At 68.3% G+C, this 17,798-nt stretch carries 10 protein-coding genes; 6 read left to right on the top strand and 4 right to left on the bottom strand.

The window, feature by feature from the left end; translation table 11 throughout:
* Positions 1 to 69 precede the first annotated feature (69 nt).
* The 3 genes from MYSTI_RS17640 (at position 70) to MYSTI_RS17630 (ending at position 7,841) form a co-directional block, all read left to right on the top strand.
* Positions 70 to 1,197 carry an efflux RND transporter periplasmic adaptor subunit gene (locus MYSTI_RS17640; protein WP_015349131.1) on the top strand — a complete coding sequence of 376 codons (1,128 nt, stop codon included), beginning with the start codon at positions 70 to 72 and terminating at the stop codon, positions 1,195 to 1,197.
* Positions 1,194 to 4,844 (top strand): efflux RND transporter permease subunit, encoded by a 3,651-nt coding sequence (locus tag MYSTI_RS17635; RefSeq protein WP_015349130.1) that lies wholly within the window; start codon positions 1,194 to 1,196, stop codon positions 4,842 to 4,844. The genes MYSTI_RS17640 and MYSTI_RS17635 overlap by 4 nt, the downstream gene beginning before the upstream one ends.
* Positions 4,845 to 4,925: 81 nt before the next feature.
* Complete coding sequence (locus MYSTI_RS17630) at positions 4,926 to 7,841, top strand: sensor histidine kinase (protein WP_015349129.1); 2,916 nt, start codon at positions 4,926 to 4,928, stop codon at positions 7,839 to 7,841.
* A gap of 24 nt (positions 7,842 to 7,865) precedes the next feature.
* Here the strand turns inward: MYSTI_RS17630 and MYSTI_RS17625 are convergent, their stop codons facing one another.
* The 3 genes from MYSTI_RS17625 to MYSTI_RS17615 all read right to left on the bottom strand — a co-directional run bounded on the left by MYSTI_RS17625 (position 7,866) and on the right by MYSTI_RS17615 (position 12,419).
* A complete protein-coding gene (locus tag MYSTI_RS17625; RefSeq protein ID WP_015349128.1) occupies positions 7,866 to 8,258 on the bottom strand; it encodes a DUF3969 family protein in 393 nt (130 codons plus the stop codon).
* On the bottom strand, positions 8,255 to 9,487 hold the full coding sequence (sitA5, locus tag MYSTI_RS42645) for a SitA5 family polymorphic toxin (RefSeq protein ID WP_015349127.1): 1,233 nt from the start codon (positions 9,485 to 9,487) through the stop codon (positions 8,255 to 8,257). Before sitA5 ends, MYSTI_RS17625 begins: the two co-directional genes overlap by 4 nt.
* A gap of 124 nt (positions 9,488 to 9,611) precedes the next feature.
* Positions 9,612 to 12,419: an aminotransferase class I/II-fold pyridoxal phosphate-dependent enzyme gene (locus MYSTI_RS17615; protein ID WP_015349126.1), complete on the bottom strand. Its 2,808-nt coding sequence runs from the start codon at positions 12,417 to 12,419 to the stop codon at positions 9,612 to 9,614.
* A 264-nt stretch (positions 12,420 to 12,683) separates the two neighbouring features.
* Here MYSTI_RS17615 and glsA point away from each other — a divergent pair, with 264 nt between their 5' ends.
* From glsA to MYSTI_RS17600, 3 genes are all read left to right on the top strand, one after another.
* Entirely contained in the window at positions 12,684 to 13,868 is a 1,185-nt protein-coding gene (glsA, locus tag MYSTI_RS17610) for a glutaminase A (RefSeq protein WP_015349125.1), read from the top strand.
* A gap of 291 nt (positions 13,869 to 14,159) precedes the next feature.
* On the top strand, positions 14,160 to 15,320 hold the full coding sequence (locus MYSTI_RS17605; protein WP_015349124.1) for a porin: 1,161 nt from the start codon (positions 14,160 to 14,162) through the stop codon (positions 15,318 to 15,320).
* A 66-nt stretch (positions 15,321 to 15,386) separates the two neighbouring features.
* Entirely contained in the window at positions 15,387 to 16,448 is a 1,062-nt protein-coding gene (locus MYSTI_RS17600) for a LysR family transcriptional regulator (protein WP_015349123.1), read from the top strand.
* Here the strand turns inward: MYSTI_RS17600 and MYSTI_RS17595 are convergent.
* Positions 16,367 to 17,371, bottom strand: a complete 1,005-nt coding sequence (locus MYSTI_RS17595; RefSeq protein ID WP_015349122.1) for a cyclase family protein — start codon at positions 17,369 to 17,371, stop codon at positions 16,367 to 16,369. The two genes, MYSTI_RS17600 and MYSTI_RS17595, sit on opposite strands and share 82 nt — an antisense overlap.
* Positions 17,372 to 17,798 lie beyond the last annotated feature (427 nt).

Genomic DNA, 17,798 nt, shown 5'->3' with positions numbered 1-17,798 from the left:
CGCGACGGCGGTCTTCTTCCACACGCCGTCCTTCATGCAGCGCGATGTCTGGGAGCGGGAGCCAGTGTCATGCGGATGCCGTTGAAGGCCCTCACCTTGTCGGCGTGGGCCCTGGTCGGGCTCGCGTGTGGACGCAGTGCTCCTCCTCCCGAGCAGGCCACCGCGGTGCGCATCGCCACGGTGGGCCGCGCCGGTGCTCCGACGGATGCCCGCTTCTCCGCCGAAATCCAGCCCGCCACGCGCGTGGACGTGGCCTTCAAGGTCGGCGGCTATGTGGAGTCCATCGCCAAGGTGCGTGACGTCGACGGTCGCCCTCGCCTCCTCCAAGAAGGAGACGCCGTCCGCGAGGGCGCGGAGCTCGCGGCGCTGCGCACCACCGACTACTCCCAGAAGCTCACCGAGGCCCGCGCCGCGCTCGCCCAGGCCCGCGCGGCCGAGGAGCAGGCGAGGATCAACTTCGAGCGCACGACGAAGCTCGTCGCCGCGGAGGTCTCCACGCCCGCGCAGCTCGACGCGGCCCGCACGCAACGCGACAGCGCCGCCGCGGCCGCCGCGGTGGCTCGGGCCCGCGTGGAGGAAGCCCGCACCGCGCTCGACGACACCCAGCTTCGCTCCCCCCTGACGGGCGTGGTGCTCAAGCGCACCATCGAGGTCGGTGTCCTCGCCGCGCCCGGCACGGTCGCCTTCTCCGTCGCGGAGACGCAGAGCGTCCGGGTGGTGTTCGGCGTGCCGGACACCCTCCTCCCCAATGTCCGATTGGGAGCACCTCAGGCCGTCATCACCCAAGCGTTTCCCGGTCAGCAGTTCCAGGGGCGCATCTCCCGCATCGCCCCTTCGGCCGACCCGAAGAGCCGGGTCTTCGCGGTGGAGGTCTCCATCCCCAACACCGACCAACGGCTCAAGCCCGGCATGGTGGCCGCGCTGTCGCTGCGCGGCGGTGGAGGCGCGGAGCTCCCGCCGGAGCTGCTCGTGCCGCTGTCCTCCATCATCCGCGCACCGGGCAAGCCCGAGTCCTTCGCCGTCTTCGTCCTCGAGGACCAGGAGGGCAAGGCCGTTGCGCGGGCCCGCGAGGTGGAGCTGGGCGAGTACCTGGGCAACGTCATCCCGGTGAAGAAGGGACTGAAGGCCGGTGAGCGCATCATCGTCACGGGCGCCAGCCTCCTCTCGGATGGCGAGGCGGTGGAGGTGATTCCTTGAGCGAGCCCACCGGAGAGTCGGGCTCGCCACGCGCGGACCCGCGGCAAGCGGAGCGCGCTCGGGACGAGGTGCTGGTCCGCACCAAGCACAACACCGCGCGCTACTTCACGGAGAAGCGGCAGGTCGCCTGGGTGTTCCTCTTCTTCACCCTGGCGTGGGGCATCTACGGCTACCTCAAGATGCCCAAGGCGAAGGACCCGGTCATCGCCGTGCGGGTCGCGGTGGCCACCTGCCTCTGGCCCGGCGCGGAGGCGGAGAAGATCGAACAGCTCGTCACCCGCCGCATCGAGCAGAAGATCTCCGAGAACGCGAGCGTCGAGAAGATCGAATCCATCAGCCGCACCAGCCTGTCCGTCGTCTACGTCACGCTGAAGGAGGACGTGGCGGACCGGGCCAAGGAGTTCGACGACATCCAGGGGCGGCTCGACACGATTCGAGACCTTCCCAGCGGCGCGGGCCCGGTGAACTTCCTCAAGGACTTCGGCGACACCGCCACGCTGATGCTCACGGTGGCGAGCCCCCAGGCCAACGGCGTCGAGCTGGAGCTGCGCTCGCGCGCCATCGCCCGCGCCATCCAGGACGTGCGCGCCGCCGCCAGGACACCCGGCCCGCGCGCCACCGTCGTCGTGAGCTTCCCGCCCTCCATCAACGCGACGTCCATGCAGCGGCTGGGAGACCAGGCCCGCCAGTTCTTCGACACGCTCCCGGACACGAGCGACGCACGCTTCATCCAGAGCCCCGGCTTCATCGGCGTGGACATGGAGACGAAGCTCCAGGACGAGGCCCTGCTGGAGCACCTGCGCATCTTCGCCCAGGACCACCTGAGCATCTCCGAGCTCCACCCAGACGTCTGGCGCCCCATCGTCGTCCGAGCCCCCCAGGAGACCCTCGCGCGCCTGACGCTGCACGCGGGAGACCGCTACACCCACCGGCAGCTCGACGACTTCACCGACACGATTCAGCGCCACCTCCAGCGCCTCCCCGTCGTCTCCAAGGTCACCCGCGCCGGTGTCCTCCCGGAGAAGATCTTCCTCGAGTACTCGCAGGAGCGCCTCGCCTCCTATGGCATCCAGGCGTCGGGGCTCGCCAACGTCATCTCCGCGCGCAACATCACCGCGCCGGGCGGCATCCTCGAAATCGGCGGGAAGAGCATCACCATCGACCCGTCGGGGGAGCTGTCGAGCGAGACGCAACTGAATGACATCATCGCCATCCGGAGCAGCGCGGGCACCCCCGTCTACCTGCGAGACCTGGTGGACATCCGGCGCGACTATCAGAGCCCGCCCCGCTTCCTGAACTACCTGGACGCGAGGGACGCGCAAGGGAACTTCGTCCGCAGCCGCGCCATCACCCTGGCCATCAACATGCGGCCCGGGGAGCAGATCGACCACTTCGGAGAGGTGGTGAGCGCGGAGCTCGCCCACGTCGAGCGGCTCCTCCCCGAGGACCTCGTCATCCGCCGCACGTCGGACCAGCCGCTCCAGGTGAAGGAGAACGTCGCGCTGTTCATGTCGTCGCTGTACGAGGCCATCATCCTGGTGGTCCTCGTGGCGCTCATCGGCTTCTGGGAGTGGCGCACCGCGCTGCTGCTGGCCCTGTCCATCCCCATCACCCTGGCGATGACCTTCGGGCTGATGCACGTGTTCGGCGTGGACATCCAGCAGATCTCCATCGCCTCGCTCATCATCGCGCTGGGCCTGTTGGTGGATGACCCGGTGGTCGCCAGCGACGCCATCAAGCACTCGCTGTCCATGGGATGGAAGCCGCGCATCGCCGCGTGGCTCGGCCCGACGAAGCTGGCCACCGCCATCCTCTTCGCCACCCTCACCAACATCGCGGCCTACCTGCCCTTCCTCTCGCTCCCCGGCGACACCGGCCGCTTCATCCGCACGCTGCCCATCGTCCTCACCTTGTCGCTGGTCGCCTCGCGCATCGTGTCGATGACGTTCATCCCCTTGCTGGGCTCCACCCTCCTGCGCGCGCCCACCGAGGAGAAGAGCCCCTCCTCGCGGAGCTTCTCCCGGCACTATCAACAGGTGGTGGGCTGGGCCATCGACCATCGGTTCCTCGTCGTCGGCATCGCCACGGCGCTCCTCGTCCTCGGCGCCTTCGTCGGGACCCGCATCCGCTCCGCCTTCTTCCCCAAGGACCTCTCCTACCTGTCCTATGTGGACGTCTGGCTCCCCGAGGACGCCACGCTCACCGCGACACGGGACACCGCTCGCGAGGCGACTCGCATCCTCCAGGCCGTCTCCGAGAAGTACGGGCAGGAGCACCCCGGCGACGACGACAAGCCTCGGCGCGTGCTCGAGTCGGTGACGGAGTTCATCGGCGGAGGAGGCCCGCGCTTCTGGTTCTCCGTCGCACCCGAGCTCCAGCAGCTCAACTACGCCCAGCTCGTCGTCCAGGTCCGCGACAAGGAGGACACGCGGATGCTCGTGCCGCTGTTCCAGGATGCGCTGTCGCGAGGCATCGCGGGTGCGCGCATCGACGTGCGCGAGCTGGAGACGGGCAAGCCCGTGGGCATCCCCGTGTCCATCCGCGTCTCCGGCGAGGACATCACGCAGCTGCGCGCCATCGCCGAGCGCGCCAAGGCGCTCTTCCGCTCGCTCCCTGGCACGGCTCGCACCCGCGACGACTGGGGCAGCGACACGTTCTCCGTGAAGCTGGAGGTGGACCCGGACCGGGCCAACCTCGCGGGCGTCACCAACCTGGATGTGGCACTCTCGTCCGCCGCGGCGATGAACGGCATGACGGTGGGACAGCTGCGCGAGGGGATTCATCAAATCGACATCGTCGCGAGGCTGCGCGCCGAGGAGCGCGCGCGGCTGGGCGACATCGAGAACCTCTACATCAGCTCGCAGAGCGGTCCGCAGAAGGTCCCCCTGCGCCAGGTCTCCCACGTCACCTATTCACTGCAGACGGAGAAGATCCGCCGCCGAGGCCAATTCCGGACCATCACCGTCGCCACCTTCCCGCAGCACGGCGTGCTCCCCTCGGAAATCCTGAAGGAGGCCCGCCCGGGGCTCGACGCGCTCCAGCGCAGCCTGCCCATCGGCTACACGTTGGAGATTGGCGGCGAGGCCGAGGAGCAGAAGAAGACCTTCGGCAGCATGGTCATCGTGCTGGGCCTGCTCATCGCCGCCATCTACGTGATGCTCACCATCCAGTTCAAGAACGCCATCAAGCCGCTGGTCGTCTTCGCGACGCTGCCCTTCGGCGCCGTGGCGGCGATGGTGTCCCTGGTCATCATGGGCGCGCCGTTCAGCTTCATGGCCTTCCTGGGCATCATCAGCCTGATGGGCGTCATCGTCAGCCACATCATCGTCCTCTTCGACTACATCGAAGAGGCACACGAGCGAGGAGAGTCGCTGCGGGAGTCGCTCATCGACGCGGGCGTGCATCGCCTCCGGCCCGTGCTGGTGACGGTGGCCGCCACGGTGCTGGGACTCATTCCCCTGGCGCTGCACGGCGGGCCCCTGTGGCAGCCCTTGTGCTATGCCCAGATTGGCGGCCTCACCGCGGCCACCGTGCTGACGTTGCTGCTCGTCCCGGTCCTCTACACGCTCTTCGTCAGGGACCTGGGGTGGATTCGCTGGGAGAGCGCGCCCCACCACGCCGACCCGCCGGAGGCCGGTCCCCACTGAACCAGCCAGGGGACTGGACGCTGGAGTGCCCCTGGCCGTCACGAGCGGCCCGCACCAGGTTATCGAGTGGACGATTCCACCATGACGGCCGTGCGACGCAGTGGCTCCTCGCACCCGCTCGACAGGGTGCTCGATTGGCTGGTCCCCGCCGTGAGCCTGCTCGCCATCCTGGTGGCGACCACGACGCTGCTGGGGTGGGCCACGGCGAGTGAGCGCGCCGTCCGCATCGTGAGCATCCCGGGCGCCGGCATGATGATGCCCAACACGGCCCTGGCCCTGCTCTCGATGGCGACGGCGCTCTGGCTGCTGAGCAAGAGGCCCGTGGGCCGCGCCCGCCTGTTGGTGGGCTGGAGTCTGGCCTCGCTCGTCCTGCTCGTCGGCGTGCTCGTGGTCATCGAGTACGTGGGGCGCGTGGACCTGGGCATCGACCTGCTCGTCTTCCGTCGCACCGTGCTGGGAATGTCGCCGACCATCCCGGGACGGCCGTCGCCGATGACGGCGGTGAACCTCTGCTTGATGGGGGCCTCGCTCCTACTGCTCCATGTCAGGACACGGTCGGGGTGGTATCCGGCCCGGCTGCTGGCGTTCACGGTGGCGCTCGTCTCCGCCCAGGCGCTCATCGGGTATGTCTATCTGGAGGAGCTCTCTCACGACCCGCCGCCGGGGCTCGTCGCGTTTGGCCCCTTCACCGCGATGGCGGTCCACACCGCGCTCCTGCTCCTGCTCCTGGCGCTCGGGGTGCTCTCGGTCCATCCGGAGCTCGGGCTGATGGGGGTGCTGCGCAGGAGGGACGCGGGCGGCGTCATGGCGCGCAGGCTCCTTCCGGCGGCCGTCGTCGCGCCGCTGCTCGTGTGGGGGGTGAAGCTCTTCAGCGAGCGGATGGGACTGCGCGGGGCGCCGTTCAGCACGTCCATCTTCGCGCTCATCACCGTGGCCGTGTTCCTGGGCATCCTGGTGCGCAGCGCGAATGCGCTGTCCCGGATGGATTCGCGTCAGCGCCAGGTGGAGCAGTCGCTGCGGGTCTCGGAGGCGCGCTTCTCCGGCATCGTCAACAACGCGGCCGATGCCATCCTCACCATCGACGAAGCGAAACACGTCACGTTGTTCAACGCGGGCGCGGAGCGGATCTTCGGGTACTCGGCGAGCGAGGCGCTGGGGCGGCCTCTGGATGTCTTCATCCAGGAGCCTCGTGTGCTGCTGGAGATGCCGGCGGGGCGCGCGGGGGAGGAGCGGCGCCGGTTGGTGGGGCTGCGCAAGAGTGGGGAGGGCTTCCCGGCGGAGGCGACCGTCGGGGATGTTCGTGTCGATGGGATGCGCTTGCAGGTGGTCATCCTGCGAGACATCAGCGCTCGGGTGCGGGCGGAGGAGGCTCGGAGGAACCGGGAGGAGCTCTTCCGCACGGCGTTCGAGCACACACCCATTGGAAGCAGCCTGGTCGCCCTGGATGGGCACCTGCTCATGGTCAACAGCGCGCTGTGCTCGATGGTGGGGTACTCGCGAGAAGAGCTGCTCGCGAGGACCTTCCAGGACATCACCCACCCCGATGACCTGGAGATGGACATGGGGTTCGTGCGGCGGCTGCTCAACGGGGAGCTGGGGACGTATCAGCTCGAGAAGCGCTATCTGCACAAGCATGGCCACTCGGTCGATGTGCTGTTGACGGCGTCACTCGTCCGCGACTCTCGCGGCAAGCCGCTGCACTTCATCTCGCAGATTCAAGACATCTCGGAGCGCAAGCGATTGGAGTTGGACTTGCACATGCTGTCCGAGGCGGGCCCTCGGCTCGCGAGCTCCCTGGACCCGGCGACGACCTTGTCGACGGTGTCGCGGCTGCTCGTCCCATCGCTCTCCGACTTCTGCATCATCGCGATGCTTGACGAGGCGGGGAAGGCGATGCGGCGGGAGTGCTATGCGTCCACGGCGGAGAAGACGCGGCTGCTGGAGGCGTTGTTCGAGGCGTATCCGCAGGTCCCCTTCCGGCGGGGACACCTGCTCGCGGAGGTGTTCCAGACAGGGCACTCCATCTTGTTGAACGAGGTGCCGCTGAAGTTGCTGGAGTCGTCGGCGGAGGACGCGCGGCATCTGGAGATGATGATGCGGCTTGCGCCCATGTCGATGATTGTCGTTCCGCTGAGCGCGCGAGGGCACACGGTGGGGGTGGTCGCGCTGGGGATGTCGGAGTCCGGGCGGCGTTATGGGGCTCGGGACCTGGCGTTGGTCGAGGAGGTGGCGCGGCGCGCGGCGCTGGCCATCGACAACTCGACGCTGCATTCGCAGTCCGAGCAGGCCACGCACCTGCGGGACGAGGTGCTGCGAATCGTGGCGCACGACCTGAGGTCCCCGCTCAATGTCATCGCGCTGAGCACGGGGACGCTGATGAAGCGCTCACCCGAGGAGCGGGCCTCGGACTCGAGGCCGCTGGTGTCCATCCAGAAGGCGGTGGCTCGGGCGACGGCGCTCATCGAGGACCTGCTGGATGTGGCGCGGATGCAGGGTGGGAAGCTCAAGGTGGAGCGCAGGTCGGAGGCCACGGAGGCGCTGCTCCAGGATGCGTTGGAGCTGCACCGTGCGCTGGCGGAGGCGCGGTCCATTCATCTCCAGTTGGAGGTGGCGCCGGGAGTGCCCGCGGTCTTCGTCGACAAAGACCGGGTGCTGCAGCTCTTCTCGAACCTGATTGGGAACGCGCTCAAGTTCACGCCGATGGGGGGGCTGGTGACGCTGAGCGCGGAGCCTTGGGGGGGAATGGTCCGCTGCTCGGTGCGTGACACGGGCTCGGGGATACCGGCGAAGGACCTGCCCCACCTCTTCGAGCCCTTCTGGCAAGCCGGGAGCCGGAGCAAGGAAGGCGCGGGGCTGGGGCTCACCATCGTCAAGGGAATCACCGATGCCCATGGCGGCCACGTCTGGGTGGAGAGCCGCCCGGGCCTGGGGACAACGTTCTACGTGGCGCTTCCCGTCGCGAAGGAGACGGCAAGCGCCATCGACTGGCATGTGTGAGCGGAGGGTGACACGAGTGCAGGCTCAAGCCCGCTGCTCAGGCAGCGGCACGAGCCACTTCTCTCCGGCGGGTTCCGGTGGGGCAAGCGCCAGCAGGACACCCAGCAGCTTGTCCTGGACCTCGGCAATCGCCGACGCCAGCTTGTCGGGCGCGACATCCGCCACGTCCTCGAACTCACTCGCCAGATGAAGGGCATGCCGGAGCTCTGGATGCGCGTTCATCGAGGCCAGGCGCGACAACAGGGCTGGCCCGAAAAGCTGATGACATGCGTAGGCGGGAGTCACGGCGTTCTGGGTCAGGGCATTGCACATCCCCAGAGCGGCAATGGCCACCAGTCGCTGCGACTCAAAGAGGTCGTCCGCTCGCAACCAGAGGTCCTCTTGCGGTACCCTTCGCGGTGGCGTGGGTTCATTCATGGGTTGCTCCACCCTGATTTGACCTTGAAGTTGAAGACCTTGCCCGATGCACTCTCGAAGTAATGGAGTGACACCTTATCGGGCCCCGCCCAGCCGTCGCGATAGACCTTGGTCCATTCGCCTGGTTCGAGTTCTCGCAGCTTCTCCAGCAGGTCCTTGTTTGCGACCCGATGTCGGGTCGTTCCGTTCTGAAGAGCCTTGAACTCAGGCGGGTAGCCAGGCGCGCTTCGCACCCCGTTATAGACGTTCTTCAGCCCCGGGCCATCTCCCAACGCCGATGTAGCAACGCTCGAGCCCCGCGCTCCATCCCAGGCACTCGCGGCGACAGCCCCCGGCACAAGCCCCACGGTCAGCAGGCCGTTCGACACGGAGATGGAACGGACGCCGCCCGAGAGGGCCGCGGACATCAGGAAACCCGCGTTCGTCTCTGTCGCCAGCGCCGCACGAGCAAACCCTGGGAGCATGGGACCTTTGGAAGCCATGTTCGCGGCGCCACCTCCCAAAGCCATGGTCAGGGCCAGGATGAGGACCCGTGCGCCATTGGCGCCCATCACCTCGCCGAAGCGGTGCCCCGCCTCCTGCAGTTCCTGGAAGGACACCGCCCGTTCCGAGTCCGCGGAGAGACGTCTCCATCCCTCCACGAGGTTCAGGAAGGCATCCACGCCGATGTACGCGATGACGTAGGTCGTCAGGGCAATCGCCACGACCTTGGTCAGAGGCTCCGGCGCGACGACCAAGAACATGTAGGCCGCCATTGCCGAGGAGAGCATCACCTTGAGGGTCAATGGGTTGACGACGTCCCTCACCGCGTCCTGCACGCCAGCCCATACGCCATCCCAAGCAAAGGAGATCGCCATCCTCCGCCGGGCACTCGCGTCCAGGAAACTGAAGCCCTCATCCAGGAGCGCGCGACACACGGCCGGCTCGCCTTGCAGAGAGCACCAGGCGTCATCGTCAGCGCCCTCGAGCCTCGGAGTCGTGCCCCACGACACACGCTGGAATCTGGCGCTCGTCTCGGCAGACGTCCTCACGGAGAGGTGCATCTCCAGGAGGAGCTGAACCAAGACGCGCTCGAACTCCGCGCTGTTCACCTCGATGGGCGTGACCTTCTTGGGAGAGGCATGAACAACAAGCACGCCCTCTCCTGTATCCAGGCGAACCGCTCGGGTCGTCGCGCAGCCCACCCCCAGGAGACTCAGCCACAGGATCGCAACCCGAGTCAGCGTCATCACGTCCTCCGAGCAGCCCCTCCATCGAGGCGCTCGAAGAACGAACTACCAACAGGGTCCGACTGTGTGGGGCTGACGAACGTTGCCCCACATCCCCAGACCTCCCGCCCGGAACCTTCCGCCGTCAGTGCGGCGCGGGCACCGACCAGTGGCCGGGCTCATCTCGCGACCCGGTCTCTCGCGGCTCCGGCCCTCTTCGCACTTCGCCCCCCGCGACGCGCTCCAGCGCGGACTCCGTGAAGACACTCAGCCCCAGCTCCGGCCGGTAGCCATGGACCTCCTTCACGTCGAGCTTCGTCATGAACTCCACGATGCCCGGACTCACCTCCTGCCCCGGCACCAGGATGGGGAACCCCGGCGGATACGGCACCACGAAGCGCGTCGACACCAACGGACGCCCTGACTCCAAGGCCTCGGCCGCTTCCGTCAGGGGCACGAACTCGCAGTTCTCCTCCTGGTACGCCAGGTAGAACGCGCTCCTCAAGTCGCCCTCCCCCACACTCCCAGACGGCTGGAACGCGGGATGGAACCCACTGAAGTCCGGCAGCGGCGGCAGCTCCTCGGTGATCGACCGCACCTTCGCCTCGAACAACTTCCGCTCCACCCCCGTCGCCTGCGCCAACGTCGTCTCCAGGCGCTCCACCTCCTGCCGCAACCCATCCAACAGGAACGACAGCGAGCCCCACGTCACACCAATGGTCGCGTTCAACAACACCGTGTTGATGGACGTGTGATTCACCTGGATGCCCAAGCGCTCCATCAACACCTTGCCTCGGAACTCGAAGCCATTGCGCCCCGTGAGCGCCGTGAAGAGCGTCATCCTCGTGGGGTCCAACACGAACTCGTCCTGACTCCACGCCCGCGTCAGGTCCTCCACCCCCGCGGAACTCGGCCCCACGTAGCGGTTCAACCCCGACTCGCGGAACACCTTCGGCACCATCTGCTCCGCGTCCAACAACCGCAGATACCGATGCAGCATCGGGTCCTCTCGCAGCCGCTCCCGCATCCGCATCGACAGCTGGTAGGCCTCCTTCACCATCGCGAAGCCCTCCAGGTCCATCTGCCGCCGCGCCAGGTCCAACGACGCCACCAGCTGATGGTTCGGTGACGTGGTGATATGCGTGAAGTACGCCTCCGTCAGCGGCGCCACCGCACGCCGCTCGAAGTCCTCATCCCAGACATGCAGCATGGACCCCTGCCGGAACGCGGACAGGGACTTGTGCGTGGACTGCGTCGCATACACCCGCAGCCGCACCTTGTCCGGGTCCACCATCAGCCGGTCCTCCATCGCCCGAGCCCCCACCACCGGGTCCCCGTCCCCCCGCTTCGCGCGCCAGGCCCGGTACTGCTCGCGGTAGGTCCGGCTCCGCAGGCGCCCCGCCAGCCGCTTCGCCGCCGACATCGCCGTGCGCTGCCGCGCCAGCGGCATGAACGTGGCGAACGCGAACCACGCCTCATCCCAGAGGAACGCCAGGTCCGGCTTGATGGCCAGCAACTCCTCCATCACCCGCTCCGGGTGATACACCAGCCCGTCGAAGGTGCAGTTGGTCAACACCACCAGCTTCACCTTGTCCAACCGCCCCGCCGACTTCAGCTCCAGCAGCTTCGCCTTGAGGGTGCTCAGCGCCACGCCGCCATAGATGGCGTACTCCCGCACCGGATACGCGTCCAGATACAGCGGATGCGCGCCCGAGAGCATCAGCCCGTAGTGGTTCGACTTGTGGCAGTTGCGGTCGATGAGCACCACGTCCCCAGGCTGCAACAACGTCTGATGGACAATCTTGTTCGCCGTCGACGTGCCGTTGGTCACGAAGAAGGTGTGTTGCGAGCCGAACGTCCGCGCCGCCATCTCCTGCGCTTCCTTGATGGACCCCGTGGGCTCCAACAACGAGTCCAACCCGCCCGACGTCGACGACGACTCCGCCATGAAGAGGTTGGGCCCGTAGAACTCCCCCATGTCCCTCAACCAGCGTGAGTTGAAGACCGAGTGCCCGCGAGCAATGGGCAGCGCATGGAAGTTGCCGATGGGCCTGGACGCATACTCCTTCAGCGCGTCGAAGAACGGCGTCCGGTACCGGGCTCGCACGCCCGCCACCACGGTGACGTTCAGCTCGAGCGGGGACTCGTAGCGATAGAAGACGCGGTCGAAGAGCCGCTCGGTGTGCATCTCCCGGCCCACCAGCGACTCATCGGTGATGAGATACACGTTGAGCTGTGGACGCAGGCGGCGAATCCACCGGGCCACCACCAGGCTCGCCTCCTCGCCCGCCCGCTCCGCCTCCGCGATGATGGGGTCCAGCACGGCGCGAAGCTGCTTCACCGGCGCCCGCGAGCGCAGCGGCAAGTCCTGGCGGACGACGCAGACCTGGATGTCATTGTTCACCAGCACCGCCACCAGCGCGTCCTCGACGGAGCGGACCTGGAGCATCTCGTGGACGAACTGACGCTCGCCCCGCTGCGCGTCCAGGATGCCTCGGCGCACCCGCGCGAAGTCCGCCGAGGACATGTCGTCCACCACCAGCGTGGTGAAGTAGTGCGGCCCCTCCCGCTCCACCGCCCCCACGCGCGCGGTCTCGCCATCATCCAGCAGCGCCGCGCGGTCTTGATGCAGGCTCAGGAGCGCCACCAGCCGGCGGACCTCCTCGGCCAGCTCCGCGACGTCGTGCCGCCGGGCCATGTCCGCCAGTCGCTGCAGGCGGACCTCTCCCGGGAACACGAAGAGTCGCTCGATGGGATGGACCTCCGCGAAGAGCGACAGCACCTGCTCCACGTGCGCGGGTGAGACCTGTCCCTCCGCCTGACGGGCCTCCAGCCGCGTCATCTCCTCCCTCAGCCGATTCCAGACATCCAGCCGGACCTGCTCGGGGTTGAAGACCGCGGACAACAAGTGGGCTTGGACCCCTGCTTCCAACGAGGTCATCGGCTCCGGCATGGCTGTGTCTGCATCCTTTCGTCGGCGAACACCGGCGAGGCGCCGTGCGTGGCGACGCCGGACAAGGTAGCCGTCGCCTCGCTCCCGCGAAGCCTGGACGCGAGGGAGGGATTGCAACGCCTTGCATGGACGCGTGAGCGCAAGGGCTCCCCCGCTCGCGTGCCTTGCCGTTGCCGCGCGGCGCGCCTGGCCCCACTCCTCAACCACCGAGGCCAGGCACCAAGTGTCCGCTCGCAAGCGCCCGGGTCTCTGGGAGGAGATGACATGACGCTCGCACTTCGCCGTCGCAGAAGCTGGCTGCTCTCCACGTGCCTGCTGGCGCTCGCCGGCCCCGGCCTCGCGCTCGGCGCGGGTCCCCAATCCTCTACACAGCCCGCGCAGGACCCGAGCCCCGCTGCTCGCCCCGCCCCGGGAGACGAGGCGCGGCCCAGCGGCGCTGAGATGCAACAGGCCCTCCAGAAAGCCCACCAGCAATTCAAGGGCACCAAGGACGGCAAGAACGCCGACTACATCCCGTACCTCGCCAAGGTGGACTCCAGCCTGTTCGGCCTCGCCATCGTCACCGTGGATGGAGAGGTCTACACCGTCGGCGACGCGGCCTCGCCCTTCCCCATCGAATCCCTCTCCAAGCCCTTCACGCTCGCGCGCCTGATGGAAGAGGTGGGCGCCAAGAAGGTCGAGGACAAGATTGGCGTGGACGCCACCGGCCAGCCCTTCAACTCCATCATCGCCATCGAGATGAACAAGGACCACCGCGCGGGCAATCCGCTCGTCAACGCGGGCGCCATCACCTCCGTGAGCATGCTTCCGGCCAAGACGCCGGAGGAGCGCTGGAAGAAGGTCAGCGACAACTTCAACGCCTTCGCCGGTGACAACCTCCCGGTGAATCAAGAGGTCTACAAGTCGGAGACGGACACCAACACCCGCAACCAGTCCATCACCGCGCTGCTGGAGTCCTACGACGTGCTGGGCTCGCCCGCGGACCAGGCGCTGGACGTCTACACCCGCCAGTGCTCCGTCAACGTCACGGCCAAGCAGCTCGCCACCATGGGTGCCACGCTGGCCAATGGCGGCATCAACCCCCTCACCGGCAACCGGGTCATCAGCGCGGACACCGCCCGGCGCACGCTGGCGCTGATGGCGACCAATGGTCTGTATGAGAACACCGGCGAGTGGCTCTACCAGGCGGGCGTCCCCGCCAAGAGCGGCGTCGGCGGCGGCATCGTCGCCGTGGTGCCGGGCCGCTACGCCATCGCGGCCTTCTCGCCGCCCCTCGACAAGGCGGGCAACAGCGTGCGTGCGCAGCGCGCCATCGCCCAGGTGGTCAACTCGCTGGGCGACAACCTGTACGCCTCGACGCCCACCCCCGAGAGCCAGCAGGGGGTCGGCGGCGCCGGCAAGCCCGCGAAGAAGCAGAAGGCGGCGCCGCCTCCGACGCCCGCTCCGTGAGCCTCGAGTCCCCGGGTGCGCGCCAGTGAACACGTCACCGTGCTCGAAGTCCCTGGCGCCCCCTCGTCCACGGGAACGAGGCCGCTGTCCAGCCGTGGGCGCGGGAAACCCACGGTCGTCCGCTCGCGGATAGCCTGCGCGACCTGAGAGTGGCGCGCCTTCGTCGCATGCCCAGAGTGCCGCTCGGGCCCGTACGAGTCCTCTCGTGCGGGCCTGAGCTCGTTCAAGGGACAGGGTATGCGCTGGATGCGGGTCGCGGCGATCTTCGCCGCTGTGAGCAGCGGGCTTCTCATGCCGGCCGAGGGCCGCGCGGAGGACGAGGACTCCAAGGACAAGGACAAGGGCGACGACAAGCCCACGCTCGTGGGTGGCTTCGACGAGAAGAACGGGTTCCACGTCCAGTCGGAGGACGGGAACTACCTGCTCGCCATCGGACTCCAGGCTGGCTACAAGCTCGAGCCCGTCTTCCTCGACGGGAAGGCCGAGTCGCGCACCGCCTTCTCGTTCCTGCGTCCCATCCTCCGCGGCAACATCTACCGGCCGTGGATCCGCTTCTGGACCTCGCTGGAGCTGGCGGACCCGCCGCTGTACCTGCTCGACTCGCTGGTGGAGATCCAGCCCATCGACGCGTTCGGCGTGCGCGCGGGCCAGCAGTACACACCGCTCAGCCGCCATGAGTCCTGGGGACCGCAGCAGATCCTCTTCCCCGAGTTCGCCGCCATCGCCAACTACTATTGGACGGGCCGCGACAAGGGCGTGACGCTCTTCGGGACGACGGACCACCTGGAGTACTACGTCGGCATCTACAGCGGCTCACCGCTGCGGACCGTCACCTCCGAGGCCGGCAAGTACCAGCTCAACGCCCGGGCCACCATTTCGCCCATGGGCAAACCCGGCTACGGCGAGCTGCCGTACATCATGTCCGGGGACAAGGAGCCGCCACCGCTCAACGTGTCCTTCACGCTCCAGGGCGCGGGCGGCGAGGTCAACCAGGTGAAGGAGAACTTCAACCCGGAGGCGGGCATCTTCCAGATCCTCCGCGAAGGACGGCGCCGCTTCGCCACCGGGAGCGTGGACCTCTTCGTCCAGGCGCGCAGGTTCAACCTCTTCGGTGAGGCGTACCTCAGCCGCATCGACCCACCGGGCACCGGCGCCAACTACACGAGCTTCGGCGCGTGGCTCCAGGCGGACTACTGCTTCTACAAGAAGGTCCTCGATGCGGGCGTGCGGCTGAGCTACCTCAACCCCAGCACCGACCTGCCGGACGACCTGCTCTACATCGTGGAGGCTCAGCTGGGCTGGTTCGTCAACGCGCCCCACCTCGCCTTCAAGCTGCGCTACCAGCTCGCCCACCAACAGGAGGCCGCCGGCGCGGAGGCCGCGTCCGTCCCCATCGCCACCGAGTCCGGCACCACGCAGCTCATCACGCTGCAGCTCAACCTGGCGTTCTAGCCTCCACGTCTCGCGGGCATCCGAGCGGGCTTCACGTTATCCCTCCGGACCGGAGGCGTCGAAGCCATGCTCCCCATCGACCACGCCCACCTTTCCCGCCTGGACCTCAACCTGCTCGTGGCCTTCGATGCCCTGATGCGCGAGCGCCACGTCACCCGGGCCGCTCGCCGCGTCGGCCTGGGTCAGCCCGCGATGAGCCACCACCTGGCGCGCTTGCGCGAGCTGCTGGGCGACGAGCTCTTCACCCGCGCCCCCGCGGGCATCGTCCCCACGCCTCACGCCCTGACCCTCGCGGAGCCCGTGCGCACGGCGCTCGAGTGCCTCCAAGGCGTGCTCACCCAGCGCCCGTTCGACCCCTCGACGCAGGAGCGGCACTTCCGCGTGAGCCTCTCCGACGGGCTGGAGTCCTCCCTGATGCCGCCCTTCCTCGCGCTCGCCGCGCGCGAAGCCCCGGGCGTCACCTTGTCGCTCTCCCCGCTTCAGGAGGCCATGGGCCCCGCCATGTTGGATGACGGCTCGCTGGACCTCATCGTGGGCCCGCCCCAGGACCAGGGACCGCACCACAAGACGCGGCTGTTCTGCAGCGCGGGATATCTCGTCCTCTTCGACCCGCAGGCCGTCGAGGTGGACACGCCCTTGTCGCTGGAGGACTTCCTCGCCATCCCCCACGTGCGCGTGTCGCGGCGCGCGGATTCGAGCGACGCCGTGGATGATGCGCTGGCGAAGCTCCGACTGCGCCGCCGGGTGGCCGTCCACACCGCCCACTCGCTCAGCGTGCCGCACCTGCTGCTCGGCTCACGGCTTCTCGGGCTGCTCCCGCGTCGCTCGGCGCTGGCCACGGCGAGGGCCTTCGGCTTGAGCCACAGCCCTCCACCGCTCGAGCTGCCGGCGGACTCCATCGCGATGCGCTGGCATGCCTCGCGCGACGCCGACCCGGGCCACCGCTGGTTTCTCGAGGCCATGTTCCGAGCCGCCACACAGAGCGTGGAGCTCGGAGGCTTCACGCGCCTGGCGGCCCGGACCCCGCCCCTCCGCAAGCGCTCCCGTCAGAAGGTCGCGATGGGATTCACCGGGGAGCCCGTCCCGCCCTCCACGGCCAAGGGCGCCACGCTCAAGAGGAAGTCGTAGCGGCCTCGCGCCGCCGAGGCCTTCGCCAGGGCCTCCAAGTCCGCGTTGTCGATGACGTGGACGCCCAGCGAGCTGATGAGCAGCAGGTGGACCGGCATCACATACGCCTCCACGCCCGAGGGCATCACATCCAGCCCCACGTCGGTCGCGACGACAGCCACTCCGCGCGCGGCGAACCACTCCACGCTGGAGGCATGCAGGCCCGGTGAGTGGGCGGAGACATCCCAAGGTCCGACGGCCGCGCGGCGGGCCCATCGCCCCGTGCGCACGATGACCGCGTCCCCGCTCGTCACCTTCACCTTCGTCTTGCGCTCCCAGGCCTCCAGGTCCGAGGCATGGATGGGCGTCCCCGGCTCCAGGTAGGGCAGCCCCTTGAACGCGGCCATGTCGATGAACACCCCGCGCGTCACCAGCCCGTCGCGCATCGCATGGACCGACAGCACCGAGCAGCCCTTCGAGTCCACCTTGCCTTGCGCATGGCCGTTGTACGTCTTGCCTTCATCGAAGACGTGGCAGAGCGCATCCAGGTGCGTGTGAGACCAGCCGTGGTAGCCCAGGTCCAACCGGTCCGCCGCGTAGGTCGAGGTCGGGGCCTCGCCGTGCTCAATCATCTCGTGCACCAGCGGCGACGGCACATCCGGGGCCTTGTGGGTCTCCAGCGTGTGCGCCAGCGAGACGGACACCCCTTCCCGCACGAGCTTCGCGGCCTCCCTGCGCTTGGCGGGGGAGATGAGGTTCGCCGCGCCGAGCTGGTCCTCCGCGCCCCACCGGCCCCAGTTGCGATGCTGCTTCTTCCACGCCTGGATGGACTCGGGGGTCGACAGGCCCGGGGTGCTCGCGGACTTCTCCGGGGGAGCCGCGGCCACGGTGCTGCTCCAGCCCACACTCGCGATGACCAGGGCCTGGATGATGTGCTTGAACATGGTGCTCCTGTTGCTGGGCATCCCCGAGGGTGGGGATGCGGCGCTCCGTTCGTAGCGACCGGGGGCCCACGCGCCCAATCGACCCCGTCGATGACGGTCATCGACGCGCGGACCGGGGCAGGGCTGTAGCCCGCTGCGCCACAATCGCGCCGGGGCTGTAGCGCCCCACGCCACGCTTCCCGCAGCCTGGCCCGCCGCGCTCACGCGTGCGGGAGCACGGGCACACCCGCTGCAAGGTGTCGGGGTCGCCACACGGTCGGGAGCAACCCACCACGACCGTGAGCTCCGTGTCGCGAGGGGGGCGTGGGGGGCGGAGCGGGGGGACGCGGGGCCCGGACGGTCTTCACCGTGCCGGGCTTCCGCGCGGGCGTTTCGAGGACACGCCCATCCCCCGCGGCTGGATGACCGAAAGTCGGCACCGCGCGGT

It is taken from the genome of Myxococcus stipitatus DSM 14675, assembly GCF_000331735.1.
Taxonomy (GTDB): domain Bacteria; phylum Myxococcota; class Myxococcia; order Myxococcales; family Myxococcaceae; genus Myxococcus; species Myxococcus stipitatus.
This window is presented reverse-complemented; position numbering and strand designations above follow the sequence as displayed.